Raw genomic sequence first — 24,829 nt, forward strand, 5'->3', positions numbered from 1 at the left:
GATAAACCGATCCGGGCAGGACGTCCGCGCCGCCGGGTTTGGCAGCGCGGACCCTTGTCATTGCGAGTCTGTCATCGCCCGGGGGGTTCTAAACGCAGCCGGGACTGTCGTGGCAGCGCCCGGGCCGCCCTCGGCCGGAGCGATCGGCCGGGGACCGCCCCTCAGCACCGGCGCTTGCGCAATCATGCTGACCCCGCCCAAGGGCTTGGATTGGCCCTGGTGGCAGGTCGCACAGCTGACCTTGTAGGGGTCGCCATGCGGCCCCTTGCGATTGACCGGAAAGATCGGTTGCAGCGGTCCGATATAGTCGACGTTGATGTCACGCACCATGCGTATGCCGTAATAGGCCGTGGCGCGTTGCGCGCGACTGAGGCTCCAGGACCGGAAGGACTGGCTGTTGTGACAATAAGTACAGTTCACGCCGAGCGAGGAGCTGATGTGCATCATCAGGCCGTAGCTTTTCTCGGCATCCTTGATCGACACGACATGGCCGGGATTTGGCAGGGCCGTATCCGCAGCGACACGAATACGCCCGTTGCCGTTGAGATACGCCTCTAGCGGATCCGACGGCAATGACGCGAAGCCGACAATCGGGTCCGGCGCGTTCTGACCATGCCGGTTGCCCAGGATCGAGCCGGGGTTCGGCGTGCCGTCGGCGGTTGCCCATATGTTCGCCGGCACAGGGGCGCCGCGATGGCAGGTGTAGCAGGTGACACCGGTCTGTTTGACGTGGCTTGCCCAGCGCGCGTTCACATTCTGCGTCATCTGGACCATGCGCCGGGCGACGACCTTGGTGTATTTCTCATCCGACGCAAGGTTCTCGGGATTGTGGCAGTAATTGCATCCCTGCTCGGGTGGGGCGACCCACTGTGTGATCTCCGCCATCAGATGGTCGAACCTGTCCTTGCTCAGGCCACCCAAGACTTTGAGGTTCTGGTAGCTTTCCGCGGCAGTCGGTCCGCCATCGGGTGGCAGCGGGTAGGGTTCGGGGGGGATCGCCCCCGCCTTGATGACGTTGTCGACGTCGACGATCTGCTCGAGACCGGTTCCGCGATAACCGGTCTGCGTGGTCTGCTTCTTACCGAGTTCGCAGCCGCCCAGCAGCACGATCCCGAAGACACCGACCGCGGTGACGGCGCCAGTCGTGAAGAAACGGCTCATTGGGGCGCTCCTGGCAGGGTTGCAGGATCGGGAATGCCGGTATCGGGATAGCTGGGCGCGTACTGGTGCAACACAGCCCAGAGATACCAGTTATCGACGACGGTGCCGGTCAGCAGGATGCCTATGGCCCCGGTCAGCGGGGTCAGCACCGCAAACCACCACGCCCAGCGATGGATCGATTCCATCGTCGCGTTGAACCCCATCGTCCAGCGCCAGAACAGCGCTGCGCGCTCCGATGCGGTGCCGCGATCGGTGATCTGCTCGATCTCGCGCTCGCCGCCGTAGCGGCCGACGGCCAGGATCGTTGCGCCGTGCATCGCGAACAGCAGCGTGGACCCGTAAAGGAACACGATCGAGAGGCAGTGGAAGGGGTTGTAGAAGAGGTTGCCGTAGCGGATCGAAAACGCTGCGGTCCAGTCGAGATGAGGAAAGATGCCGAACGGAACCGCTTCGGCCCAGCTGCCCATCAGCATCGGCCGGATGAACCCCAGCGTGATGATGAGGAAGATGCCGGCGGCGAACGCCCAGGCGACATGCGTCCCCATGCCCAGGGAGCGGGCGCGGCGGAACGTGCGAAGCCACCACAGGATCAGCGCCGTCGTCATCGAGAAGCCGGCGATCTGCCACCAGCCACCTTCGGCCAGCGGCACGAACAGCTGGAAGCCCCATTGCGGCCCCGGCGGCTCCAATGCGAGCCAGGGCAGCTGGCGGACGAACTGGATCGGATCCCAGTTCACGCTGGCCATCATGTTGAGACCGATGATCTCGAACGCGAGGAACGCAAAGAGCAGCGAGGCCATGCCGAGCGTGCCGAGATAAATCGGTCCGATCTGCGCCGCGCCCAGCTTGCCGAGCCAATAATTGTAGATGCCGGTGCCGCTGCGCTCGAAGGTCGCGTCGCGCAGGGGCGGCCCTGCCTCGAGCGGACCGCGAAGCTGCACCTGGGTGAACATGTTCTGGTAGCGTGGCATGGCGCACTTCCCCCTTTAGGACCAGATCGGCAGGTTGAGCCACCACGTCCACCACTCGGGCCAGCCCCGCGTCCAGAGCGGCCCCGAGATGATGATGCAGATCGCGCTCCAGAAACCCGCCGAGAGGGCGAGGAACAGGCCCAGCCGGTGGATGCCCAGCGTGCCCACCGAGTAGCCGATCGTGTCGCGGAAGAAGGCGTCTTCATATTCCGGCGACTTCACCGCCTCGCCCGGTGCGGGATTGACCGACGACAGCACGAGTGCGCCGTGGAACGCGAGAGCGCCTCCGGTGACGAAGAAGAAACTCACCGCGATCATGTGCGCGGGATTGTAGTGGAAATGGAGGTATTGATAGCCGGTGTTCGACACCCAATCGAGATGGCTGAAGATGCCATAGGGAAAACCGAATCCCCAGGCGCCCAGCATCAGCGGGCGGATCACGACGAGCGAAACATAGGCGAAGATCGCAAAACCATAGGCAAAGGGCACATGATAGCCAATGCCGAGCTTTCGGCAGATCTCGACCTCGCGCAGCGCCCAGGACACGAAGGCCCCGATCGCGCAGATGGTGATGATCTGCCAAAAGCCCCCTTCGCGAAGCGGCGCGAGACCAAGCCCGTAGCTGGTATCCGGCGGGGCGATGCTGATCAGCCAGGGATTCCACGTCGGCCCGAGCGAGGCCGCGTAGAAGATCAATGCGGTCCCCAGCGATGCGGTGATCGCGGTCATGACGCCGAAGAAGCCGACGTAGAAGGGGCCGACCCAGAAGTCGAACAGGTCGCCGCCGATCAGCGTCCCCCCCCGCACCCGGTATTTCCGCTCGAAGCTCAGCAGCGCCATGGCATGTCTCCGTTCCCTGGCAGGCGCCCGGGATCGTTGCTTTCAGATCGTGTCGATGAACGAGGCCGGCTTGATATCCGGCCTCGTCCACCCGCAAGCGCGCACCGGCAGGCCGGTGCTGCCCCGGTCAGGGGGCTGCCGGGCTCACCGGCGCCGTTGCCGCTGCAGGCTGATGCGGACCATCGAGCCAATTGAAGCGATCCGTGCTCAGCAGGATGAAGTGAATCAGCAAAGCCAGCACAAAGAGGAATATAAACAACGCCACCAGCGCGCGGCGGGGGTCGAAGATGAGCCATACTCTCCACATGTCGTGGTTCCTTGTCTTTTACAGCCGAGTTTTCATTGCCTGTTCCAAATGATCGGAATCAGAGCCAAGGCCGCCAGTTCCAGACCAGCACGTGAGCGACGACCGCCACAGCTGTGAAGATAAGGAAGCTCATAACGAAGATCTTGTGGAACTCCTTGGCTTCATCTTGAGTTAGGTAGGTTCGCAGCCCTACCCTTTCGTTCGGATCGTCCATGACTACGTCTCCATTGTTCCCGACGAGGGCAGGAGCGTGAAACGCGCTCCCCGGCGGCATCCTCCCGAGCACGGCGCCCGGGTGGATCGGTTGGCCCGATGCGATCCTTTCGGATCGAGACGGGAAAAGCTGTCCGCGATCATCCGTCGCGGCTTTCGGTCATCGCGAGCGCGAGGCTCTTCGAAGTCACCGAGGGTTCGCCGGCGCGGCGGGCAGCACGTTCGGCTGCATCGCGAATGCGTTTGGCCATCGAGATGCGCACCAGCACGGGCGCGCGCTCTACGGCTGCGTCCAACTCGGCTTTCGCCGCATCCTCCCACATCAACTCGCGCTCGATCAAAGCCGGCGTTGCCTCGGCCCTGTCGAGTTGGCCCGCCAGCGGAAGGATATGGAAGAGCGCGTCGAACAGCGCGTTGCATACTTCCTGAACGAGATAGGTCGCGCCGGAATAGCCCATGAACGGCGTGCCGGTATGCCGGCGGATGATCGCACCGGGGAAACTCGCGGGGATATAGACGCCCCGTCCGCCGGCCTCTGCCATGTACATGCGCTCGTTGAAGCTGCCGAACAGGATGAGCGGCGGGTTCGTCGCGATCATATCCTTGATCGACTGGTTGTCCGACTTCGCGCCTGCGAGGCGCGAAACGCTGAAGTGGCACGGCAATCCCATATCGTCTTCCAGGAACTTGCGGATGCCGCGAGCGTAGGTGTCGGTCGCGACGATGCCGAAGCTTGCGGTCCCGAAGAAATCCTGGGTGACCGAACGCCACAGATCCCACAGCGGCTTGATCGTCGTGTGCTTCTCCCGCTCGATGAACGGCTCCGGATCCAGGCCGGTCAACTCGCCCAATGTGCGCAGGAAGAGCGTCGTCGATTCCAGCCCGATCGGTGCCTGGAGATAGGGGCGCTCGAGCACCTCGCAAATCCCGCGGCCGAATTCGCGATACATGCAGACGTTGACCTGGGCGTCGGCTAGCTTGCGCACGTCGGCGAGGTGGCTGCCGAGCGGGAAGACCATGTTGATCTCAGCGCCGATTCCCTCGACCAGGCGACGGATCTCGGCAAGGTCGGACGGCATGTTGAACGTGCCGTACATCGGCCCGACGATGTTGATCCGCGGCTTCTCACCCGCCTTGAGCGGGCGCGGCGCCGGCACTTTTTTCGGGCCGAATTGCGTCCACAGCCAGGTCAGCGCCCTGTCGCCCGACTGCCACTGATCCTCGTCGATCGTGCGCGGCAGGAACCGCTGGACGTTGGTGCCTTCCGGCGTCACCCCGCCACCGATCATCTCGGCGATCGATCCGGTAACCACCACCGCGGGCAGATCCGGGTCGAGCGTCTTCCACGCGCGCCTCATCGCGCCCTCGGTACCGTCGCGGCCGAGTTCCTGCTCGCCCAGCCCGGTTACGACGATCGGCAGTTCGTGGGGGGGCAGGCCGTCCGTATAGTGCAGCACGGACGTAACGGGCAGATTCTCGCATCCGACCGGGCCATCGATGATGACCTGCAACCCTTTGATCGCGGTGAACGCGTAGACCGCGCCCCAGTAGCCGCCTGCGCGGTCATGATCGATAATCAGCGTCATGATCCGACATGCTCCTCGGCCTTCGCGGCGGCGATGCGCCGCGCTGCGAGCTTGGCCTTGAACTCGGGCCGATCGACCGGCGTATTCTCCCACACACCGGCGCTCGCGCCCGCCCCGACACCTTCGAAGAACCTGGTCATCCGGTCGAAGCGGTGCTGGTTGGCGAGCGCCGCGTTGACGACCATCGCCAGGCTACCGGCCCCCGCCGGCCCCATCAGCGGCCGCGCCGAGATGAGATTGGTGAAGTAGAGCGCCGGCATCGCCTTCTGCTTGGCATGCTGCACCACCGGAGTGGTGCCGATCGCGAGATCGGGGCCGAACTCTTCGACCGCGGCGATATCCTGTTCCAGGCTGGCGCGGTACTGGACGCGGCAGCCATGGCCCTCGAGCCATTCGCGGTCGGGATCCGACCAGACGGTGCGCGGGCAAGCGGTGCCGACATAGGGCACGTCCGCGCCGCTTTCGATCAGCAGACGCGCGACCAGCAGTTCCGAACCTTCATAGCCCGATACGGTGATCCGCCCGTCGATCGGCCGGGCGGCGAGCGCGCCGGCTATGGCGGGCAGGAACTTGTTCTTCGACGCATCGATCTTGTCCTGGGCGACGCCGCAGGCCTGGCCGATCGCGTCCAGCCACGCCGCAGTACCGTCCCGTCCGACTGGCGCCGAACCGACCACCGAGCGTCCGGCGGCCTCGAACTCGCGGATGCTCGCCGTGTAGAAAGGATGGATCGCGCCGACGACCGCACAGTCCAGCGCCGAATAGAGTTCGCGCCATTCACGCGTCGGCACCACCGGCCCGGCGGCAAGCCCGAGCGGCGCGAGCATCAGCCCGATCCCCGGGGGGTCGGCCGGAAACATCTCACCGAGCAACGTCACCGTCGGACGGTCGGCGCGCTCCTTCGGGGCAGGCACGGGGCCGGCCGCCGCTTCCCTCGAGGCGTAGGCCAGCATGGCGCCGGCCAACACATCCTTGGCTTCGGCATGGGTCGGCACGCCGAAGCCCGGCACGTCGATGCCGATCACGCGTACGCCGTTGATCTGGTCGGGCAGCAGCTGCAGCGGCACGCCCGACGCGGTCGGCACGCACAGATTGGTGACGATGATCGTGTCGTACAAAGCCGGGTCGGCCAATCCCTCGACCGCTTCCTTGATGTCCTCGAACAGCTTGCCGGTGACGAGCGTCTCGGAACTGAACGGCACGTAGCCCACGCTCCGTTTCGCGCCGTAGAAATGCGATGTGAAGGTCAGCCCGTAGACGCAGCAGGCCGAGCCTGACAGCACGCTTGCAGTGCGGCGCATGCGCAGGCCGACCCGCAGCGATCCGAACGCCGGGCACATGGATTGCGGCTGATCGTGCGGACCTTGCGGATAATCCGTGGCATAGCGATCGAGGATCGCGGTCTTGCCGGCTTTCGCCGCTGCGTCGCGCATCGTTTCCTTCGATCCGCAGCCACCCTCTACCGGTATCGGCGCCAGATCGATGCGGTCGCGATCGCGGGAGGGAGCTTGTGTTTCCACGATCAAACCGCGTCGTACACGATTTCGAGGCTCGGCTTGGCGACATAGGCGACGCCGCGCATGTCCGCCTGCGTCGCGGGCCTGAGCGTGAAGTCCGCCCCGGTCACGTCGGCGCTGAACAAGCCGAGCAGCCCATCCTGGTCGAGCGGCGCGGGTCGCAGCGGTGGCGCCTCGGCGACGTTGATCGCGAGCTGTTCGAACAGCGAAGCCCATTCCCCGCCGGGCTTGCCGATGATCTGGTAATTGGCGCTTTTCTTGCGAATATCGTCATTGGCCGGAATGGCCGTCAGCACCGGGATGCCAACGGCTTCGGCAAAGGCGTTGGCCTCGCCCGTGCCGTCATCCTTGTTGAGAATCATGCCGGCAACGCCGACATTGCCGCCCATCTTGCGGAAATACTCGACCGCCTTGCAGACGTTGTTGGCGACGTACAGCGACTGGAGATCGTTCGAAGCGACGACGATGACCTTCTGGCACATGTCGCGCGCGATCGGCAGGCCGAACCCGCCGCACACCACGTCCCCCAGAAAATCGAGCAGGACGTAGTCGAAGCCCCATTCGTGGAAGCCGAGTTTTTCGAGCGTTTCGAAACCATGGATAATGCCGCGTCCGCCGCAGCCGCGGCCGACTTCCGGGCCGCCCAGCTCCATCGCGAACACGCCGTCGCGCTGGAAGCAGACGTCCTCGATGCCGATTTCTTCCCCGGCGAGCTTCTTCCTGGACGACGTCTCGATGATCGTCGGCGTCGACTTGCCGCCGAACAGCAGACTGGTGGTATCTGACTTCGGATCGCAGCCGATCAGCAGCACGCGCTTGCCCTGCTGCGCCATCATGTAGCTGAGATTGGCGAGCGCGAACGACTTGCCGCTGCCACCCTTTCCATAGATCGCGATGATCTGGGTTTCTTTGGTGACCGGACCCGACGGCACCGGATCGGGTTCGAACGACGCTTCTTCGCGCAGCGGCCCCGGATCGAACATACTCATAAGTTTCTCCAGTCCAGGACCATCTTCAGGCAATCGGGATCGGTGAAGGCCTGCGGGTAGGCGCTCGCCGCCTCTGCCGCTGGCCGTGCATGGCTGATGAGCCCGTCCAGCTTCAGCGCACCGCTTGCGATCAATGCCGTAGTCGCGGCGATGTCGGTCGGCGTGAATTCGGCGGCGATGCGCAGCCGTGCTTCGCGCATGAACGCCGGCGCGAACGCGAACGACAGGCGATCGTAGAAGCCGGCCAGTACGATCTCGCCGCCCTTGGCAAGCCGCGGGATGGTAATGTCGAGCACATCCGTCGCGCCGCTCGCATCGTAGATCGTGCGATAGTCGCGTCGGGGATCCGCCGCAGGGTCGATCACGGCATAACCGGCTGCGGCCCGACGTAACGCGTTGGTTTCCCATATCACGGGCGCCGGCATGCCGCGGGCGATTGCCAGCCTGGCGATGAGCCGGCCGAGAATGCCGTGTCCGATGATCAGTTCGGGGGCAGCCCCGCCGGCGACCGCATGATGTGCGGTTGCGGCAAGCGCCAGCAGGATACCCTCGCGGCCGAGGCTCTCGGCTATCGGCATGGCGCGGGCCGACGGCACGATGACAGTGCGCGCCGTGCCTCCGAACAGGCCCTTCGCCTGCACGTAGCAGCTCGCACCCGGCACGAAGACCCATTCGCCGATCCGCCGTCGCGCGTCTTCGCCGGCATCCACAATCCGACCGACCGATTCGTAGCCGGGAACGAGCGGATATCCCATGCCGGGAAAATTCGGCATCCGGCCGGTCCACAACAGCTTTTCGGTGCCGGACGAGATGCCGCTCCAGTCGATCTCGACGCGGACGTCGCCGCTGTCGATCGGATTCAAGGCGAGCGGGCGGAGCGCGAGTTGCTCCGGCGCCTCCAGTATGACCGCGAGTGCGTCCATACACCCTTCCCCTCCGGCATGCGGCCCGGTTTGGACCCCTCTGCATGTGTACTATTATCTAGACGCTTCTAAATGTCAAACATATTGGACATATAGGTCAGCGTCTTGCGATGATCGCTCTCGTGGTGAGCGGCAGCGCCGTCGGGAGGAGACGTGACGACGCGAACCCGGCCTGGCTGAGCATTGCCCTGATTTCGGTGGGGCTCCGTGGCCTGCCCGAGCCCATCGCAAGAAGATAGAAGCCGAAATAGGCATCGCCGGCCGGTTCGGCGCCCGGAGTCTCTGCCATGGGCTCCGTGATGAACAGCGTGCCGCCGGGAGGCAGCGCGGCATGGACGGCACGCAAAAGCGTCAGCGCAGGTCCGTCATCATGATCATGGAGAACACGGACGAGGGATATGATGTCAAAGCCATCCGGCAACGCATCCGAGAGAAAATTGCCGCCGAATATCGTGATTCGCGTAGCCATGCCCGCCGATTCGAGGCGCGATCGGGCACGCTCTCCGACGGCCGGGAGATCGAACAGCGCGAGGTCGAGCCCCGGCGCGCGGGTGCCGACCGCAGCGAGGAACGCCCCTTCCCCACCCCCGACATCGAGCAGGCGGCGGTGTTGGCGAAACGGATAGGCATCGATGGCCTGCGCCGCGACCATCGGTTGCGATGCTGCCATCAGCGCCGAATAGGCCGCCACGTCCGCACTGTTGCCGCTCCCCGCCATCTCCGCATAGCGCCACAGATTGGACAATCCGCCGCCGCCCCCGCCCCGCCTGAGCAACCCCACCGGGTCCGCCAGATCGGCGTAAAGAAGGTGGTGATGGGCAACCATCTCGGCGATGCCCCTGTTGCCGCGAAGCGCCGCGCCTTGGCTGCCGAGCGCCCATCCGGCCCCGAACCGCTCGACGAGGCCGAGCGCCGCCGCCCCGCGCAAAAGGCGCTCGGCTCCGGCCGGGGGAAGATTCGTGCGAGTCGCGATGATTGTGCTGTCCAGGGGACCGTCCGCCAGCAGATCGAGCAGCCCCAATTCGACGCAGGCCGCAAGGATCTGCGAATAGGTGAATCCGGCAACCAGGTCGAACAGGGCACGCGCCCGCCGACGTGCAATCGGTCGCGTGAGCGGAAACCGTGTCGCGAACTGCTGGAAGCGCGGCGATGCCAGCACCCGGTTGCGCCACGCCAGCCAGCGCTCCCTGAGCCGCGAACTTTTCTGAGTGTACGAAACCATATGTCCAGTTGTGTGGACACATGATAGCGTCACGTCAATTGGAGGTCGCAGCGAATGCAGCGTGAGAGCGTAGTGGTCATCGGCGCGGGGATCGGCGGGCTCGTCAGTGCCGCCTTGCTCGCTGCCCGTGGCTGCGACGTCACGGTCCTGGAGGCAGCTGCAGGTCCCGGCGGCAAATTGAGGACGGTCGGCCCGGCCGCGGATGCCATCGACGGCGGCCCCACCGTCTTCACCATGCGGACCGTGTTTGCAGAGATTTTCGAAGCATGCGGCTCTGCGCTGGACGATCATCTCACGATGCAGCCGGCGACCACCCTCGCCCGGCACGCTTGGGATGAAGACCGAATGGACCTGTTTGCCGATCCCGCCGCAAGCGAAGTCGCGATCGGCGATTTCGCCGGCGCGGCGGATGCACGCGGGTACCGTGCGTTCCGCGCCGAGGCCAAGCGCATTTTCGATGCGCTCGACCGCCCCTTCCTGCGCGACACCAAGGTCGATCCGCTTACGCTCGGCTGGCGCATGGGAATGCGCGGCTTTGCCGACTATTGCACCTTGAGGCCGTACACTTCGCTTTGGCGGGCGCTGGGCGGCTACTTTCGCGATCCGCGGCTGCGCCAGTTGTTCGGCCGCTACGCGACCTATTGCGGCTCCTCGCCCTTCCAATGTCCCGCCACGCTCATGTTGATCGCACATGTCGAGGCGAGCGGCGTGTGGCTGATCGATGGCGGCATGCATCGTCTGGCCTATGCGTTGGAAGCACTCGGCCGGGCCAACGGGGTGCGTTTCCGCTACGCCACGCCGGTTTCCGAGATCCTCATCGCGCAGGGGCGCGCGGCGGGGGTGCAACTGGCGGATGGCGAACGGGTCGGCGCAACGTCGGTCATCTGCAACGCCGATCCCGCGGCGCTGGGCTCGGGCCGCTTCGGCCAGGCCGCTCGCGGTGCGGCGGCCCCTGTCCCGCGCCGCCGCCGCTCGTTGAGCGCGATGGTCTGGACGGGACGAGCCCATGCAAAGGGCTTCCCGCTCATCCGCCACAACATATTCTTCTCGGACGACTATGCCGCCGAGTTTGCGGCGCTGGCCAAGGGCCGGCTGGCGGATGCGCCGAGCGTCTATCTGTGCGCGCAGGATCGCGACGGCGGCGCTTCCGCGCAATCGCCGGCCCATCCGGCCGGCGAGCGATTCCAGATCATCGTCAATGCGCCGCCGATCGGCGACGGCGAAGAGTTCACCCAAGCGGAGATCGAGAGATGCACACGGCATATGCTGGACCGCGTTTCGCGGGCGGGACTTTCGCTCGCGTTGGCGCCGTCGACCATGTTGACGACGCCACGGGGGTTCGAGAGCCTGTGTCCGTCGACGGGTGGAGCCCTCTATGGACCGGCCTCGCACGGGTGGGCGGCCTCCTTCCGTCGGCAGGGCAGCCGGACGCGGATCCCTGGGCTTTACTGCGCGGGCGGGAGTACCCACCCCGGCGCGGGCGTCCCGATGGCGGCGCTTTCCGGCCGACTAGCCGTCGAATGCCTGCTCATGGACCGCGCTTCGACGTCGCGGTCGCTCCGAACGGCTATGCCTGGTGGTATATCGACGCAACCAGCGCGGACGGCGCCTACGGGCTGACGATCATCGCCTTCATCGGCAGCGTCTTTTCACCCTATTACAAGCTGAGCGGCCGTCAGCGGCCCGAGAACCACTGCGCCATAAACGTCTCCCTCAACGGACCGCGCGGCTCGGCATGGGCGATGACCGAACGCCCGTCAGCCCGCGTCCATCGTTCAGCCGACCATTTTTCGGTCGGGCCGAGCGGGGTGCGCTGGGATGGCGATACGCTGGTGATCGATATCGCCGAGATCTCGGCACCCTTGCCCTACAAGGTGCGCGGAACGGTGCGGGTGAGCCCGGAGATGATCGGAACCACCGCATTCGCGCTCGATCCCGCCGGGCTGCATCGCTGGCACCCGGTGGCTCCCCGGGCGCATGTCGAGGTGGACATGAGCCATCCGGGCCTGCGCTGGTCCGGTGCGGGCTATTTCGATTCCAACTTCGGAGACGAGCCGATCGAGGACGGCTTCAACGATTGGCACTGGTCTCGCGCGCACCTGAAGAACGACGTTGCCGTGCTTTACGAAGGGCGCCGGCGCGACGGAACGCCGTTCGATCTGGCGCTGCGGTTCGATCGTCAAGGCCGCTGGCACGACGTGGTCCAGCCTGCGCCTGCGCGCTTGCCGCGGACCGGCTGGCTGGTCAATCGTCAGACACGGGCGGACTCGGGAGCGGCGCCGCGCATCCTCAAGACGTGGATCGACGCGCCTTTCTATGCGCGCTCCTCGATCGCGACCCGGTTGTTCGGGGAGGATGTTCAAGCGGTTCACGAAAGCCTTTCGCTCGGCCGCTTTCGCTCACCGATCGTCCAGTCGATGCTCCCCTACCGGATGCCCCGCGCCTTCTGGTGAGGCATCGCCGCGGGCAGCGGCCGCCTTGTCCCGTGCGATCTCGCGGGAAACGGAGATGAGCTGCCATATGCCGATCGCGAACACCGGCACCGCGACGATGGCCATGTCGAGCAGGCTGAAATATTTCCCATCCATCAGGCAAACTCCCCAACGAACGCGTCGATCAGGGACGCAATGTCCTCCGGCTTCTCCTCATGCGCAAGATGGCCGAGACCGGGCAGCGGCACCAGGCGGCCATTGGGGACCATCGCAATAGCCTCCTTGGCGGTCGCAATAGGGATGGCGGTATCGACATCGCCATGAAGGAGCAGCAGCGGCGTATCGAGACGGGGCAGATCGCGCCTGAATGCCAGCAGATCCCAGTTCGCCATCATCGTGATCGCGCCGGAGCAATGGGCCGGCGTTGCCAGCAACTGCTGGTAGCAGGCCGCGCCCGCCGCATCGATCCGCGATCCCGTGCTTCGGGCGAGAAAGCGCGCGGTTTCGCCGGGCACGCGCGCCATCCGCGCGAAAATGTGCGGCGCGAACGGATTGACGAACAGCAGCTTGGCCATGGACGGAAACAGCGTCGCGGCAAGGCCGGGGAAGGGGAGCAGCGCCGCATCCAGCCCGACGATCGCACGCGGCTGCGCCCGGCGTCCATCCAGCGTCATGCGGATCGCAATCGCGGCCCCGGCCGAATGACCGACGAGAACGGCGGGATCGAGTCCGAGCACCGTCATCAGATCGCTTACCGCACGCGCCATCGCCGGCATTGCCAGGCCCCCGCGCGGCCTCCCCACCGTGAATCCATGCCCGGGCAGATCGGGCGCCAACACGCGGAAGCGCGTCGCAAGCAAGGGCGCCAGCGCACGCCAACTGTGCGTCGCGGCACCGGTGCCATGGAGCAGCAATAGCACGGGGGCACCCTCCGCCCCCATGATCTGGACATGCCAGCGCAGTTGGCCGCTGTCGATGAAGCGGCTGAAACCGCGGTTCGGCCAGTTGCGACCCTCGACCTCCCAGTTGGGCCGGTCGCTCACCCCCGTTGCGCCCGGCTTACCGCGGCATGCATGGTGGCTGCGTCGGCGCGGGGCAGCGGCAGATAGCGCGCACCCATCGCGCGGGCGAGCGCCGCGCCCTCGGGTCGAGGTCTGGCGGATATATCGACGAAGGCCGCACCGATCCTTGCCGCACCGATCGCACGCGCCGCCGCGGTTGCGTCTGCCTCCGCCTGGCTGCGGACCGCACGGCCATCGGCAGCGATATTGCCGCGCCCGTCCGTGAGCACCACGATGAACGGGGTGCGACCGCGCGCCCGTGCCGCTTCGGCAAGCGCACGCGCGGCATCGAGGCCGGCAGCCAGCGGCGTCCCGCCGCCGCCGGGAAGCGCGGCAAGCGAGCGGCGAGCCCGCGCGAGCGAACGGGTTGGCGGCAGCAGCAGTTCGGCACCCGTCCCCCGGAATGCGACGAGCGCAACCTGCGCCCGCTTCACATAGGCTTCGGCCAGCAACAGTTCGACCGCACCCTTCGCTTCCGCAAGCCGCGCGAGCGCCGACGATCCGGAGGCATCGACGGCGAAGATGGTGACCACCTCTTCGCGCGTCTCATATCGGCGGATCCGCAAATCGTCGCGCCGGATCCTGACCCGGCCCCCGCCCCCGCCGCGAAGCGTCTGCCAGGGCGCTGCGGCGCGCAGCGTGTCGATCAGCGCAAGCCGATGTCCCCCGCCCGGCACGCCCGCGCGCGCCCCCATCGGGCGGCCGCGCGCGCCAGACTTTCGCCGTTCGCCTGCCCCCCGCGCATTGACCGTTCGACCACGCCTGGCGCCACCCGCCGCGATCCGCGCCAGCATGTCCTTCGGCAGCGATGCGAGCGCGGCTTCGAGAACGACATCATCGATCGGACCGGGTTCGCTGGGCATATCCTCGTCGCGCGCCCCGTCACCCTGTTCCGGCGGCGGCGGCGGTTCGGCTTCCGCTTCCTGCGCAGGGGCCGGGATCCGCGTTGCGCGCGGCGCGAGCACGAGGCGGGCGGCAAGCGCCAGATCCGCCTCACCGATCGATGTGCGCCCGGCCAGGCGGGCGGATGCCTGCGCCGCGCGCAGGGCGAACAGCGGCGCACGCATCGAGGAGATGCCAAGCGCGACAGCGGTGGCCGCCAGCGCCGACAGCGCCTCATCGCCAGGCGCGTCCAGAGACTGCCCGGCGACACGTTCGATGCCTGGCGGAGCGCTCTCTGCCGGACGACCGGCGATCGTCGTGACGTCGATCCAGAAAGCCATCCGCTCGGCCAGCACCACCGGCGGCCGCTCGTCGGGCTCGATGCCATCGTCGAGCGCCACCGTCACGAAGCGCGCATCCGCGCGCAAGGCAATGCCGTCGCGCTCGACGACGACGATGCCGGTGTCGATCACCGCCGCGATCCTCGAGGCGACGGCGTCGGACAAGCGTTCGGCCATGGGCACGATCACCGCACCGCCATCGGCCTCGGCCAGGAGCCCGATCCGGGAGGTTGCGACGCCCCGCGCCAACGTCGCGGTCAGGTCGATGCCGCCGAGCAGCCGCTCATCGTCGATATGGGCGGGGATCCTGCGGATCGGTGCCCCCGCGGGCAAGCCCGTTCGCAACGCCGCGATCACCGCGTCGCGCAGATCGTCGTGCCCGCGCAGCACCATGCCACCGAGCCCGGGGTCCATCGCGCACAGCCGCGCTGCCACGATTGCATCGTCAAGAGCGTCTGGGGCGTCGACCGCGGCGTGCGGCGCCGCGACACCCTGCGTCGTCACGCGTGCAGATCTTCCAGCGCGCGTTCGATGCGCGCGGTCGATCCGGTCTCGTCGAGGACATTGCGGCGCAAACGGTGGCGCAGCGCCAGCGGCGCAACCCTCGCGACATGGTCGGCGGTGGCCGCCGGCGCGCCGTCGAAAGCGGCCAGGGCGCGCGCCGACCGCATCAGGGTCAACTCGCCGCGCAGGCCGTCGGCGCCGACGCTGATGCAGAGCCGGGAGGCCAGCGTCAGAACATCGTCGGGCACCGTCACCGTCGCAAGTGCCGCGCGACCGGCCGCGATCCGCTTCAGCGTCTTTCGTTCGGCGCGACGCCAGGTTTCGACGAAGGCCGCCGGTTCCCGCTCGAACGCATCGCAGCGCCGCAATATCTCGACCCGTTGCACAAGATCCTGCGGCGTCCTTACCTCGACCGAAAGGCCGAACCGGTCGAGCAACTGCGGTCGCAACTCCCCCTCTTCCGGATTGCCGCTGCCGATCAGCACGAACCGCGCCGGATGCCGCACGCTCAACCCCTCGCGCTCGACGACATTCTCGCCCGATGTCGCCACATCCAGCAAGAGATCGACGATATGATCCTCGAGCAGATTGACCTCGTCGATATAGAGGAAGCCGCCATGGGCGCGGGCCAGCAGTCCCGGCTCGAACGCTTTCACCCCGGCGCCCAGCGCGCGCTCGAGATCGAGTGCGCCGACGACCCGATCTTCCGTGGCGCCGAGCGGCAGGTCCACGAACGGCACCGGCACGGTGCCCTTGCGCGGAGTCCCGTCCTGATAGCCGGCTTTCGCGGCGGGAACCGGGGGCAGCAATGCCGCAAGCGCACGCACCGCGGTCGACTTTCCCGTCCCGCGATCGCCGAAGACCATGACGCCGCCGATCCTTGGGTCGATGGCAGCGACCAGCAGCGCGAGCTTCATCTCCTCCTGACCGACGATCGCCGAAAAAGGATAGGACACCCGCATACCCGGTGTGTACCATGCGATGGACACTTCACAAGCACCGCAAGGATGACATGCCAACGCCGATCCTCATTTCAGCCGGCGTCGCGATTCTGCTCGGCCTGGTTGGCGGGCTGATGACCCCGATCGACGACTGGTACAAAAATCTGCGCAAACCTTCCTGGCAACCGCCGAACTGGGCTTTTGGACCCGCTTGGACGATCATCCTGGGCCTTGCCGCGTGGTCGGCTGTTCTCGCCTGGGGGGCTGCACCGGATGAGGCGGCCCGCCGCACGGTCATCATTCTGTTTTCATTCAACGCGCTATGCCATTTTCTTTGGAGCCCGCTCTTCTTTCGCCTGCGCCGACCGGATTGGGCGCTGGTGGAAGTCGTGTTCCTATGGGCATCGTTGGTCGCGCTGATCGTCGGCTTATGGCCGATCTCGCATCTGGCCAGCCTGCTGATCGTGCCATATCTGCTTTGGGTCAGCTTTGCGTCGGTGTTGAACTACACGATCGTGCGGCTCAACCAGCCTTTCGGCTGACGCCTGCGGACGCGCGCATCGACGACGAGCACGGTCGGGCGGTTGGCCTGACGCATCATGTCGCGAAGGTCGGGCCTGCGGCGCTCCGCCAGCTTGGGGCCTCACCTGGGCGCGGCGGGGTTCAATCGAGTATCTGGAGATCGATGTTGCGAAACTCGATCGGGTGCCCCTCCCCCTGCAGGGCGATATAGCCGCGCGTCAACGCCAGGCGCCCGCCGGCAGCCGCGACCAGAGGCTTCGCATCCTCATCCTGCGGATCGAGTTCGACATTGGAATAGCGCAGCACCGGCTTTCCGTCGATGAAGTGGGTGATGATGCCGGACGGCAGCACTTCGAGCTCCGCTTTGGTCCATCGGCCGGCTGCCAGCAGAGGCGCGTTCGAGAGAATACAATGGCGGGGATCGCGCTTGCCCTGGAACATCACCGTCGTTCCCGGCGTGCAGAGGTTGCCTGAGGGTTCTTCGGTGGGCCGCGGCGTGGCGAGCAACTGCATCTCAAGGCTGACCGGAAAATCCTGGTCGCGCCGGATGGTCTCCGGCGGCTGGGCGTGGAACATCAACCCGGAGTTGGTCGCCTGCCATGGCTTGATGCCGGGCAGGGATTCGCCGAAGAGCCGGTACTCAAACCGAATGCGGAAGGCGCCGAGCGGCCGCTTCCAGAACAGATGGCCGAATTCCCCGCTAAACTTGGAATAATGGGCGTGCGATACCCGAATCGCGCCATCCTGAACAATGAACATCTCGAGCGGGTCTTCGCCAAGCGCACGGCCGGTGATCTTCGGGGTCCAGCCATCGAGCGTCTTGCCGTCGAAGATGCGCTGCCACGAGGGCTCGGGGGCCGGTGCCGCCCCAAGAAGCAGGGCGGCGAATGCGAGAGAATATGTCTTCATTTGGTGATTGTGCGGGGTCGCAAGCGGTTCGTCCAGAGCCGATGACCGGCCACCATGGGCTTCTGCGCGACGCGGACCTCGTCCGGTCCGGACCATCATCGGATCTGTCGTCGCAAGGCCGCTAAAGGGCGACCGAGCGCCCATATGGCGGATCCGGATGTTCCGCGTCCTCCCTTGCGGTCCCGGCGAGCCAGCCGTCTTCGCCATAGGTGAACCGCGCGTGGTTGCCGCGGCGGAAGCCGCTGCCATCCCAGGCGATAACCTGCAGTTCGACCTCGTCGTGACGATGGGCGTGGATCCAGTTGAAGCTCTGCAATTCGCTGTTGCGTAGCCGCGTGGAGGTCGCGGTACCGGCCTGCATGACCAGCGCCGAGCCGGCGTTTTCCACCATTTTCCGAGCGGACTGCGCGTAGGTGCGGTGAAAATGTCCGGCCAGCGCGAGGTGCACCCCGGCCTCGCAAACCGCCTTTACCGCATCCCGGTGGCGGCCAACGGCCTGGCTCAGTTCTCCGCCCTCGCCGATCGGCATGGCATAAAGCGGGTGGTGGCTGACGAGGATGCGCGTTTTCGACGATGCGACCGCGCGAAAGCGCTGGTGGATCAGGGCGATCTGGTCGTGACTGATCCGACCATCCTTGATCGTCAGCGAGCGCGCGGTGTTGATCCCCAGCACGGCGATTTCATCATTCTCGAACCAGGGAGCGAGGTCGTTGTCGATGAAGCGCTCATACCGGGCCAACGGGGCACCAAACCGACGAAAGACATCGTATAGCGGGACGTCGTGATTGCCCGGCACGACCAGCGTCCGGAAACCGGCGGCGCGCAGCCGGTTCAGATACGCCGACGCCTCGCGGAACTGATCGACCCGCGCGCGCTGGGTGAAGTCACCGCTGACGATGATCAGGTCGGGTTGGCGCTCCTGCAGCCAAGCTTCGGTGGCGGCGACGATCCTGGGATCATGGGCGCCAAAATGCAGATCGGAAAGGTGCGCGATACGGGCCATCGTGTCTCAACGATAAAGTCGTACGCTGGTTCATCGGGTTTTCGCGCGCGTCAGATGCGCGCCTTCGTTCGCGCCGGTCTGCGCATGGGCTCGCCCGGTGCCGGAATGAACCGGCAACCGGGCAAGGTCCGCCTTTGCCGGTCAGGCCGGCCTTAGCCGAGACCACGCTCCAGAAGCCGCGTCAGCCGCCCGGAGAAGGCACGCGGGTCGAGGGGCAACTCCCCGTCCGCGATCCTTGCTTCGTCGAACAGGAGAAAGGCTGCGTCCTCGCGCAGCGCCTGGTGATCCTCGCCGAGTGCACTGAGCCTGGTGATGAGCGGGTGATGGGGATTGATCTCGAGGACGGGTTTCGCAGCGGCGCCGAGCTGACCGGCACGGGCGAGCAGCCGCTCGAGTTGTCGGTCGACGCCATGATCCGGCGCGACCAGGCAGACGGCGCTTTCCGTCAGCCGCTCCGATGCGCGCACGTCGGTCACCGAGTCGCCAAGCGTGGCTTTCGCGAAGGCGATGAAATCATTGACCGCACTCGCATCCGCGGGAGGCGAACGTTCGCCTTCGGGCAGCGGGATAAGGTCGAGATCCGCCATCCCCTGCGTCACGGACTTGAACGGCTTGCCCTCAAAATCGATGCCGGAGTTCACCCAGAAGCTGTCCACCTGATCCGTGAGCAGGAGCACCTCGATGCCCCGCGCCCGATATCCTTCGAGCTGCGGCGAGGAGGCCAGAAGCTGGGCGTCGGTTCCGTTGGCATAGAAGATGGCGGTCTGGTTGTCCTTGAGAGCCGCGGCATAATCCTTCAGCGATCGCCACGCCTCCCCCGACGACGTCGTCTTGAATCGCGCGAGGCCAAGCAGCGCCTCCCGCCGGCCGAAATCCTCGTACAGCCCTTCCTTCAGAACCGACCCGAAATCGTTCCAGAGCGCGCGATACCGATCGTCATCATGCGACGCGATCTTCTCAAGCTCGCTCAGGACGCGATTGGTGACGCCTTTCTGGATGGCAGACAGCACGGGACTTTCCTGAATCATCTCGCGGGAGACGTTCAGCGGCAGGTCGCTGGAATCCACCAGTCCGCGCACGAACCGAAGATAACGCGGCAGGATCTCGGCCTCGTCGGTGATGAAGACGCGGCGGACATACAGCTTCATCCGCCCCGCGCGTTCGGGGTCGAACAGGTCGAAGGGGCGCGATCCGGGGACGAAGGCGAGCACATTATATTCGTGCAAGCCCTCGGCCCGATAATGGATGGTCAACGCCGGATCATCGAACTGGCCGGCAAGGCTGCGGTAGAAATCCTTATACTCGTCCTCGCCGATCTCGGCCTTCGACTTCGTCCAGAGGGCCGCACCATCGGCGATCTGCCGCGGCTCGGCATCCGGCCCGTCCTTGAGGAAGATCGGAACGGGGACATGACCGGACTGGTCCCTGATCGTCCGCTCGATCAGCGAGGCCTGCGTGAAACCGCCGGCGTCCTCCTTGAGATGAAGCGTCACGCGGGTACCGCGCGCCGGTGCCTCGGAAGGGTCGATCGGCTCGATCGTGTAGGTGCCGAGGCCGTCGGACGACCACAGCGCCGCGGTATCGGCGCCCGCGCAGCGGGAGGCGACGTCGACGCGATCCGCCACCATGAAGGCCGAATAGAAGCCGACGCCGAACTGGCCGATGAACTGATTGCCTTCGACCTCCTTGTCGCTGCCCAGCCGGTCCATGAACGCCTTCGTTCCCGACCGGGCGATGGTGCCGAGCGCTTCGGCAAGATCGCTCTCGCTCATGCCGATGCCATTGTCCTCGACGAGGAGCCGGCGGCTTTCCGAATCGACGGTGACCGTGATACGCGCCTGGGCATCATCGCCGAACAACTGTGGTTGCTGAAGCGCCTCATACCGAAGCTTCTCGCAGGCGTCGGCGGCATTGGAGACGAGTTCGCGAAGGAAGACGTCCTTCTCGGAATAGACGGAATGCACCATGAGGTGCAGCAGCTTCGCCACATCTGCTTCGAACGAGCGGGTTTGTGGTGCGGCGTCGGTCGTCATGGCAGTCGATACTCTCCGTGATGGCTATCGGCAGCCCAGATGGCGGCAACTCCGGACGCTTTCAAGCGCCCGGATCGGCACGCTGCTGCTTACATCTTCAAAGGGCGCTCATATCCGGTGAGTTCGAGATAGCCCCTGCCCCCGCGGGTCTGGACCGCCCCCTCCCAGTAAACCGGCAGCCCGGTGCGCCGGCCGTCCAGTTCCTGCGCGGGAAACAGCGGGCGTAGCCGAAAGCGCGAAACGCCCTCCCTCAGCCGCACCGCCAGTTCCTGCTCGACCGGATAGGTCGCGCCCGTCGCCGGGCTGCGCCACCGCCTGAGCGTCCGGAAAGCGACGTCCCGTGGTTCGAACATCGTGACGCGGCCGTCTGGGTAGCGCATCGAGCCGCCGGCCCACAGCGTGGAGCCATCCTTGCGACGGATGCGGAACGCCATCAGCGCGCGCCCGTCGTCGAAGTTCAGGCCGGTCCAGTCCCACCCCTGCGCGTCGCGCGCGAGATAGTTGGATGACCATTCGCGGTCCAGCCACGCTTCCCCCGTTACGGGGGTGCGCTTGCCCGCGCGCGTCACGTCTCCCCGCACCCGCAAATGCGGAATCGAATAATAATGGCTCGCATCCTCGGGCTGTGGCCCCTTGCGACTGTAGCCGCCGATGCCCTGAAGCAGCGGCGGCTGCGTGGGCGAGAGGGTGAGTGCGAGGGTGAAGCCCTCCGACTTGACCGTGGCGGCCCAGCGGCCGTCGGCGATGCGACGAAGCCTCCAGTCGCGGAGAGTCACGTCGGCGTCACCGACGCGCGCGCTCGCCAATCCGAACCCCTGGCGCGCGGCCCGCTCGTCATGCAGCAGGGTGCCGACCCGCGGATCCGAAAGCGCGGCATGGGCGAACAGCAGCTGTTTGGCGGCAAAACGGCTGGGATTGGCCGGATCCACCGGCGGCCGCGTTCGGAAGAAGGTGACCTGAAAGCCGAGCTGCTCCCCGCCCGCCGTCCGGAGCCAGCCCGTGACGTACCACCATTCGGTGCGGAAGGCAGGATGCGCGCCATGATCGGCGGGGAAGCTCAGCCTCACCCCGGGGCGGACGATCGGATAGCGCATGGTTGCGGGTGCTGCGGCAACACCCGTCGCCAGCAGCGCCGCTATGGTCGCCGTCAGCCGGATCACCAATCCTCCCTCACCGACTGGACGGCGCCGCGCACGGTCGCCCGCCGGCTCGCGAATGCCGCGGTCGCCGCCGCCGCGGCGGTCAGCGCGAAGGCGACCGCCGCCAGGGTCGAGAACGGCACCCGCGTGCTCATCGTCCAGTTGAAGGATTGCGGATTGATCACATGGATCAGCACCTGGGCAAGCAGCAGCCCGAGCACGATCCCCGCCAGCCCGCCGGCGGCACCCACGATCGCGCCTTCGGTCGCCAACATCCGGGTGAGCTGGGCGCGGGTCACGCCGAGGTGGCGCAGCATGCCGAATTCGCGCTCGCGTGCGATGGTCTGGGCCGACATCGTCGCCGCGACGCCCGCAAGCCCGACCAGAATGGCCACCGCCTCAAGGAGATAGGTGATCGCGAAACTCCGATCGAACAGCGTCAGGGCGAAGCGCCGGAGGACGGCGGGTCGCGTGATCTCGACCTGCTCGCGCAACGATGATGGCAGCCGCATCAGGATCTGCCGCGAGACCTCCGCGACATCGCGGTCCGCCGCAACATCGATCTGCGCCTCGTCGCGGCCGTCGTCCCCCGTGAGGCGGGAATAATCCGCCTCGTCGATGACGGCAGCACCGGCCTGACGCGCATAGTCGCGCCAGATGCCGACGACGAGAAAGCGAGCGCCACCCGCAAGCGGCAGCGCGATCCTGTCGCCGACTTCCCAGCCATGGAGCCGATGCGCCGGCTCCGATACCCACACCGGCATCACGCCCGCAGGAACCGGAAGCGCCGGCCCGATGATCTGCGGAAGCGGCGCGTGACCGCCATGCATCTGTCGCGCGATCAGCATCAGCGGCGGGCGATCGGCGGCAATGGTCAGGGGCACCTGGCGGCTGAAGCTGGCCGCTGCCACGCCCGGCAGTTCGGCGATCCGCGCGCGCACGCCCGGATCGAAAGCCGAGCCGCCGGCCGTCCGCATATAAAGGTCTCCACGCAGGACATCGCCCAGCCAGTGGTCGACAGCACCGCGGAAGCTGGTAACCATCGTCGCCATCGCGATCATGAGCGCCGTCGACGCGACAATGCCGCACAACGCGGTCGCAGCCTCGTTCGGCGCACCATGAAGGTGCCGCACGGCCAGCATATACGGCACGTCATGGCCGGAACGCCGCGCAAGCGGGGCGATGAGGATGCGCATGAACCAGGGAACCCCGGCAACGCCGCCCGCGAGCAGCAGGCCCATCCCGACATAGCCGAAGACGGGCAGGCCGGCGATCGCCGGCAGCAGGGAGACCGCCGCGCCGCCCGCCAGCAGAACGGCCGCCGGCCACCAGGGCACCGGCACTCTGGGATCCAGCATGTCGCCCGTGTTCCGCAGCGCTGCCGCCGGTGCCGCGCGCGCCGCGAGACGGGCCGGAAGGGCGCTGCCGGCGCAGGCGGCCATGGTCCCGAGAAGAAAGAAGCTGATCGCGGCCACGGGCTGGAGGGCGATCGAGACGGTCGACGTGCGGAAATAGCCCGCGCCCAGGTCACCGCCGAACCAGTGCAGCGCGGCGGATGCCAGCGCATAGCCGGCGAGCAACCCGGCGGTCGCGCCGACGACGCCGATCGCGAGGCCTTCGAGGGTCAGCGCCGCAACGACGCTCCGACGCGAAAGCCCGAGCGTGCGCGCAAGCGCGAACGCCCGCTGCCGTCGCACCACCGAGAGCGACTGGGCGGAATAGACCAGAAAGCCACCGGTGAGCAGCGCCACCAGCGCGAGCATGTCGAGGTTGACGCGATAGGCACGGGATAGCGCGTCGCCCTGGGCGCCATCGGCCGCTGCCGTGGCCAAGACCGCATCGCCCGGCAGCAGGTCACGTATGGCCTTTTCCGCGATCGACCGGTCAGCGACGACCAGGTCGAGCCGATCGAGCCGGCCCAGGCGGCCGAAGCGCCACTGCACCGCGGCGATGTCCATGACCGCCACCGAAGCGCCATCGCCAACGCCGGGCAGCGAACCAGCAACCTTCACCAGGCGCGTCGTTCCGTTGGCCGTAAGCGGAACCCGGGCGCCGACCTTGGCCCCGCTGGCTGCCATTGCCGCACGTGAAAGGAAGATGGCGTCTTCATCGAAGACGGTGTCGTCCGCCGAGCCCGGGCCCTGCGGTCCCGCGCCGACCAGGGCCGGCGTGACGGCGCTGGCGCGGATGACGTCCAGCCCCAGCAGGCTGACGGGCGCGCGGCCCAGCCTGGCATCGAGGCGGGCAACCGGGCTCACGTCCCTCACTCCGTCGGCCCGGGCGATCACAGGATAGAGACGCTCGTCGAAGCCAAGCGGGCTGGTCGCGCGAACCGAGAGCTCGGCCGCACCGTTCACCCCGCGGATCGCCGCGCTGAACGAAGCCAGCGCGGATCCGTTGACGAGATGAACGGCAAAACCCAGCGCCACGCCGACCGCGATCACGGTCGCCGTCAGCAGATAGCGCGCCGGATGGAAGCGCCACTCGCCGAGAATCAGCCAGCGCAGCGCCAGCCGGGCACGCCAGATTCCGGGCTCAGTTTCCACGTCGTGCGACGAGGCCGTGTGCGGTGAGTTTCAGCACCCTGTCGGCGACCGCCGCGGTGGCATCGGAATGAGTCACGATCACCCCCGCCGCGCCGCCGCCCCTTACCGCCGTGCCGAAAAGATCGAGAACGCGCACAGCGGTCTCCGGGTCGAGATTGCCGGTCGGCTCGTCGGCGAGAATGAGCGCGGGCCGATGGACAAGCGCACGCGCGATCGCCACCCGCTGCAACTCGCCGCCCGACAGATCACGCGCATAGCCGTCGCCGCGCCCGGCGAGACCGACCGCATCGAGCATCTCGTCCGCCCGGCGCTGCGCCTGCCGCTCGTCCGGCGAGATGAGGGCGAGCGGCAATGCGACGTTCTGGCGCAACGTCAGGTAGGGGAGAATATGGAAGGCCTGAAAGACGAAGCCGATCCGCTCGCGACGAAGACGCGTTCGTGCGGTTTCGTCGAGCGCTGCCAGTTCCGTGCCTTCCAGGCACACCATGCCCTTATCGGCATCGTCGAGCCCCGCCAGGATGTTCAGCAGCGTCGACTTGCCGACACCGGATTCGCCGGTGATCGCAACGAGCTCGCCTGCAGCGACGGTGAGCTCGAGCTGCCCGAACAGCTGGCGCGATACCGCTACGCTCTTGGCCAGGCCACGGACCGACAACAGGATCGAAGACGTCGACATGCATCCGCTGTGCGGGAGCGCCGCGGGCTGCGCAACCAGCAATGGAAAGCCGGCGCCCGGAAATCTCATCCGCGGCGGCCGATCCCGCCGCCATCCCCTATCCTCGCGATC

The 24,829-nt window shown here is 66.6% G+C and carries 23 protein-coding genes; 3 read left to right on the top strand and 20 right to left on the bottom strand.

The window, feature by feature from the left end:
- Nucleotides 1-57: 57 nt before the first annotated feature.
- The 10 genes from pufC to NX02_RS17695 form a co-directional block, all read right to left on the bottom strand.
- Nucleotides 58-1,161, bottom strand: coding sequence for a photosynthetic reaction center cytochrome PufC (gene pufC, locus NX02_RS17650; RefSeq protein ID WP_025293529.1), 1,104 nt, complete (start codon nucleotides 1,159-1,161; stop codon nucleotides 58-60).
- Complete coding sequence (gene pufM, locus NX02_RS17655; protein ID WP_025293530.1) at nucleotides 1,158-2,132, bottom strand: photosynthetic reaction center subunit M; 975 nt, start codon at nucleotides 2,130-2,132, stop codon at nucleotides 1,158-1,160. The genes pufC and pufM overlap by 4 nt, the downstream gene beginning before the upstream one ends.
- Nucleotides 2,133-2,147: 15 nt before the next feature.
- The gene (gene pufL, locus NX02_RS17660; RefSeq protein ID WP_025293531.1) at nucleotides 2,148-2,972 is read right to left on the bottom strand and encodes a photosynthetic reaction center subunit L; all 825 of its coding nucleotides are present in this window, start codon (nucleotides 2,970-2,972) and stop codon (nucleotides 2,148-2,150) included.
- Nucleotides 2,973-3,099: 127 nt separating this feature from the next.
- Complete coding sequence (gene pufA / locus NX02_RS17665) at nucleotides 3,100-3,279, bottom strand: light-harvesting antenna LH1, alpha subunit (protein WP_025293532.1); 180 nt, start codon at nucleotides 3,277-3,279, stop codon at nucleotides 3,100-3,102.
- Nucleotides 3,280-3,337: 58 nt separating this feature from the next.
- On the bottom strand, nucleotides 3,338-3,493 hold the full coding sequence (pufB, locus tag NX02_RS17670; RefSeq protein WP_084718303.1) for a light-harvesting antenna LH1, beta subunit: 156 nt from the start codon (nucleotides 3,491-3,493) through the stop codon (nucleotides 3,338-3,340).
- Between the two features lie 139 nt (nucleotides 3,494-3,632).
- The gene (gene bchZ, locus NX02_RS17675) at nucleotides 3,633-5,078 is read right to left on the bottom strand and encodes a chlorophyllide a reductase subunit Z (protein ID WP_025293533.1); all 1,446 of its coding nucleotides are present in this window, start codon (nucleotides 5,076-5,078) and stop codon (nucleotides 3,633-3,635) included.
- Complete coding sequence (gene bchY / locus NX02_RS17680) at nucleotides 5,075-6,511, bottom strand: chlorophyllide a reductase subunit Y (RefSeq protein WP_025293534.1); 1,437 nt, start codon at nucleotides 6,509-6,511, stop codon at nucleotides 5,075-5,077. Before bchY ends, bchZ begins: the two co-directional genes overlap by 4 nt.
- A gap of 89 nt (nucleotides 6,512-6,600) precedes the next feature.
- Complete coding sequence (locus NX02_RS17685; protein WP_025293535.1) at nucleotides 6,601-7,584, bottom strand: chlorophyllide a reductase iron protein subunit X; 984 nt, start codon at nucleotides 7,582-7,584, stop codon at nucleotides 6,601-6,603.
- The gene (bchC, locus tag NX02_RS17690) at nucleotides 7,581-8,507 is read right to left on the bottom strand and encodes a chlorophyll synthesis pathway protein BchC (RefSeq protein ID WP_025293536.1); all 927 of its coding nucleotides are present in this window, start codon (nucleotides 8,505-8,507) and stop codon (nucleotides 7,581-7,583) included. The genes NX02_RS17685 and bchC overlap by 4 nt, the downstream gene beginning before the upstream one ends.
- Before the next feature lie 97 nt (nucleotides 8,508-8,604).
- A complete protein-coding gene (locus NX02_RS17695; protein WP_245648629.1) occupies nucleotides 8,605-9,666 on the bottom strand; it encodes an acetylserotonin O-methyltransferase in 1,062 nt (353 codons plus the stop codon).
- 117 nt (nucleotides 9,667-9,783) lie between these two features.
- Here NX02_RS17695 and crtD point away from each other — a divergent pair, with 117 nt between their 5' ends.
- A complete protein-coding gene (gene crtD / locus NX02_RS17700; protein WP_039996663.1) occupies nucleotides 9,784-11,349 on the top strand; it encodes a 1-hydroxycarotenoid 3,4-desaturase CrtD in 1,566 nt (521 codons plus the stop codon).
- The gene (locus NX02_RS17705; protein ID WP_025293539.1) at nucleotides 11,250-12,182 is read left to right on the top strand and encodes a carotenoid 1,2-hydratase; all 933 of its coding nucleotides are present in this window, start codon (nucleotides 11,250-11,252) and stop codon (nucleotides 12,180-12,182) included. Before crtD ends, NX02_RS17705 begins: the two co-directional genes overlap by 100 nt.
- Here NX02_RS17705 and NX02_RS17710 read toward each other — a convergent pair.
- Genes NX02_RS17710 through NX02_RS17725 form a run of 4 tightly spaced genes read right to left on the bottom strand, consistent with a single transcriptional unit; the run spans nucleotide 12,129 to nucleotide 15,911 of the window.
- Nucleotides 12,129-12,317 (bottom strand): hypothetical protein, encoded by a 189-nt coding sequence (locus tag NX02_RS17710; RefSeq protein ID WP_025293540.1) that lies wholly within the window; start codon nucleotides 12,315-12,317, stop codon nucleotides 12,129-12,131. The two genes, NX02_RS17705 and NX02_RS17710, sit on opposite strands and share 54 nt — an antisense overlap.
- Nucleotides 12,317-13,204 (bottom strand): alpha/beta fold hydrolase BchO, encoded by an 888-nt coding sequence (gene bchO, locus NX02_RS17715; RefSeq protein WP_025293541.1) that lies wholly within the window; start codon nucleotides 13,202-13,204, stop codon nucleotides 12,317-12,319. Before bchO ends, NX02_RS17710 begins: the two co-directional genes overlap by 1 nt.
- Entirely contained in the window at nucleotides 13,201-14,949 is a 1,749-nt protein-coding gene (locus NX02_RS17720; protein WP_025293542.1) for a magnesium chelatase subunit D, read from the bottom strand. Before NX02_RS17720 ends, bchO begins: the two co-directional genes overlap by 4 nt.
- The gene (locus tag NX02_RS17725; RefSeq protein ID WP_025293543.1) at nucleotides 14,946-15,911 is read right to left on the bottom strand and encodes a magnesium chelatase ATPase subunit I; all 966 of its coding nucleotides are present in this window, start codon (nucleotides 15,909-15,911) and stop codon (nucleotides 14,946-14,948) included. Before NX02_RS17725 ends, NX02_RS17720 begins: the two co-directional genes overlap by 4 nt.
- 50 nt (nucleotides 15,912-15,961) lie before the next feature.
- Here NX02_RS17725 and NX02_RS17730 point away from each other — a divergent pair, with 50 nt between their 5' ends.
- Nucleotides 15,962-16,432, top strand: coding sequence for a TspO/MBR family protein (locus NX02_RS17730; RefSeq protein WP_025293544.1), 471 nt, complete (start codon nucleotides 15,962-15,964; stop codon nucleotides 16,430-16,432).
- A 121-nt stretch (nucleotides 16,433-16,553) separates the two neighbouring features.
- Here NX02_RS17730 and NX02_RS17735 read toward each other — a convergent pair whose 3' ends face one another.
- From NX02_RS17735 to NX02_RS17760, 6 genes are all read right to left on the bottom strand, one after another.
- On the bottom strand, nucleotides 16,554-17,420 hold the full coding sequence (locus NX02_RS17735; RefSeq protein WP_211258226.1) for a 3-keto-disaccharide hydrolase: 867 nt from the start codon (nucleotides 17,418-17,420) through the stop codon (nucleotides 16,554-16,556).
- A 22-nt stretch (nucleotides 17,421-17,442) separates the two neighbouring features.
- Nucleotides 17,443-18,324 carry a metallophosphoesterase family protein gene (locus tag NX02_RS17740; RefSeq protein ID WP_025293546.1) on the bottom strand — a complete coding sequence of 294 codons (882 nt, stop codon included), beginning with the start codon at nucleotides 18,322-18,324 and terminating at the stop codon, nucleotides 17,443-17,445.
- A 152-nt stretch (nucleotides 18,325-18,476) separates the two neighbouring features.
- Complete coding sequence (gene htpG, locus NX02_RS17745) at nucleotides 18,477-20,357, bottom strand: molecular chaperone HtpG (RefSeq protein ID WP_025293547.1); 1,881 nt, start codon at nucleotides 20,355-20,357, stop codon at nucleotides 18,477-18,479.
- Nucleotides 20,358-20,446: 89 nt separating this feature from the next.
- Nucleotides 20,447-21,517 (bottom strand): lipocalin-like domain-containing protein, encoded by a 1,071-nt coding sequence (locus NX02_RS17750; protein ID WP_245648630.1) that lies wholly within the window; start codon nucleotides 21,515-21,517, stop codon nucleotides 20,447-20,449.
- Complete coding sequence (locus NX02_RS17755) at nucleotides 21,514-24,042, bottom strand: FtsX-like permease family protein (protein WP_025293549.1); 2,529 nt, start codon at nucleotides 24,040-24,042, stop codon at nucleotides 21,514-21,516. Before NX02_RS17755 ends, NX02_RS17750 begins: the two co-directional genes overlap by 4 nt.
- A complete protein-coding gene (locus NX02_RS17760; protein ID WP_245648631.1) occupies nucleotides 24,032-24,760 on the bottom strand; it encodes an ABC transporter ATP-binding protein in 729 nt (242 codons plus the stop codon). The genes NX02_RS17755 and NX02_RS17760 overlap by 11 nt, the downstream gene beginning before the upstream one ends.
- Nucleotides 24,761-24,829: the final 69 nt, after the last annotated feature.

The sequence above is a fragment of the Sphingomonas sanxanigenens DSM 19645 = NX02 genome, from assembly GCF_000512205.2.
In the GTDB taxonomy this organism is placed as follows: Bacteria; Pseudomonadota; Alphaproteobacteria; order Sphingomonadales; family Sphingomonadaceae; genus Sphingomonas_D; species Sphingomonas_D sanxanigenens.

Bases quoted from the DNA above. Each gene is read 5' to 3' on its own strand.
- pufC (WP_025293529.1), bottom strand. From the start codon at position 1,161: ATGAGCCGTTTCTTCACGACTGGCGCCGTCACCGCGGTCGGTGTCTTC.
- pufM (WP_025293530.1), bottom strand. From the start codon at position 2,132: ATGCCACGCTACCAGAACATGTTCACCCAGGTGCAGCTTCGCGGTCCG.
- pufL (WP_025293531.1), bottom strand. From the start codon at position 2,972: ATGGCGCTGCTGAGCTTCGAGCGGAAATACCGGGTGCGGGGGGGGACG.
- pufA (WP_025293532.1), bottom strand. From the start codon at position 3,279: ATGTGGAGAGTATGGCTCATCTTCGACCCCCGCCGCGCGCTGGTGGCG.
- pufB (WP_084718303.1), bottom strand. From the start codon at position 3,493: ATGGACGATCCGAACGAAAGGGTAGGGCTGCGAACCTACCTAACTCAA.
- bchZ (WP_025293533.1), bottom strand. From the start codon at position 5,078: ATGACGCTGATTATCGATCATGACCGCGCAGGCGGCTACTGGGGCGCG.
- bchY (WP_025293534.1), bottom strand. From the start codon at position 6,511: ATGCGCGACGCAGCGGCGAAAGCCGGCAAGACCGCGATCCTCGATCGC.
- NX02_RS17685 (WP_025293535.1), bottom strand. From the start codon at position 7,584: ATGAGTATGTTCGATCCGGGGCCGCTGCGCGAAGAAGCGTCGTTCGAA.
- bchC (WP_025293536.1), bottom strand. From the start codon at position 8,507: ATGGACGCACTCGCGGTCATACTGGAGGCGCCGGAGCAACTCGCGCTC.
- crtD (WP_039996663.1), top strand. From the start codon at position 9,784: ATGCAGCGTGAGAGCGTAGTGGTCATCGGCGCGGGGATCGGCGGGCTC.
- NX02_RS17705 (WP_025293539.1), top strand. From the start codon at position 11,250: ATGCCTGCTCATGGACCGCGCTTCGACGTCGCGGTCGCTCCGAACGGC.
- NX02_RS17710 (WP_025293540.1), bottom strand. From the start codon at position 12,317: ATGGATGGGAAATATTTCAGCCTGCTCGACATGGCCATCGTCGCGGTG.
- NX02_RS17725 (WP_025293543.1), bottom strand. From the start codon at position 15,911: ATGCGGGTGTCCTATCCTTTTTCGGCGATCGTCGGTCAGGAGGAGATG.
- NX02_RS17730 (WP_025293544.1), top strand. From the start codon at position 15,962: ATGCCAACGCCGATCCTCATTTCAGCCGGCGTCGCGATTCTGCTCGGC.
- NX02_RS17735 (WP_211258226.1), bottom strand. From the start codon at position 17,420: ATGATGGTCCGGACCGGACGAGGTCCGCGTCGCGCAGAAGCCCATGGT.
- NX02_RS17740 (WP_025293546.1), bottom strand. From the start codon at position 18,324: ATGGCCCGTATCGCGCACCTTTCCGATCTGCATTTTGGCGCCCATGAT.
- htpG (WP_025293547.1), bottom strand. From the start codon at position 20,357: ATGACGACCGACGCCGCACCACAAACCCGCTCGTTCGAAGCAGATGTG.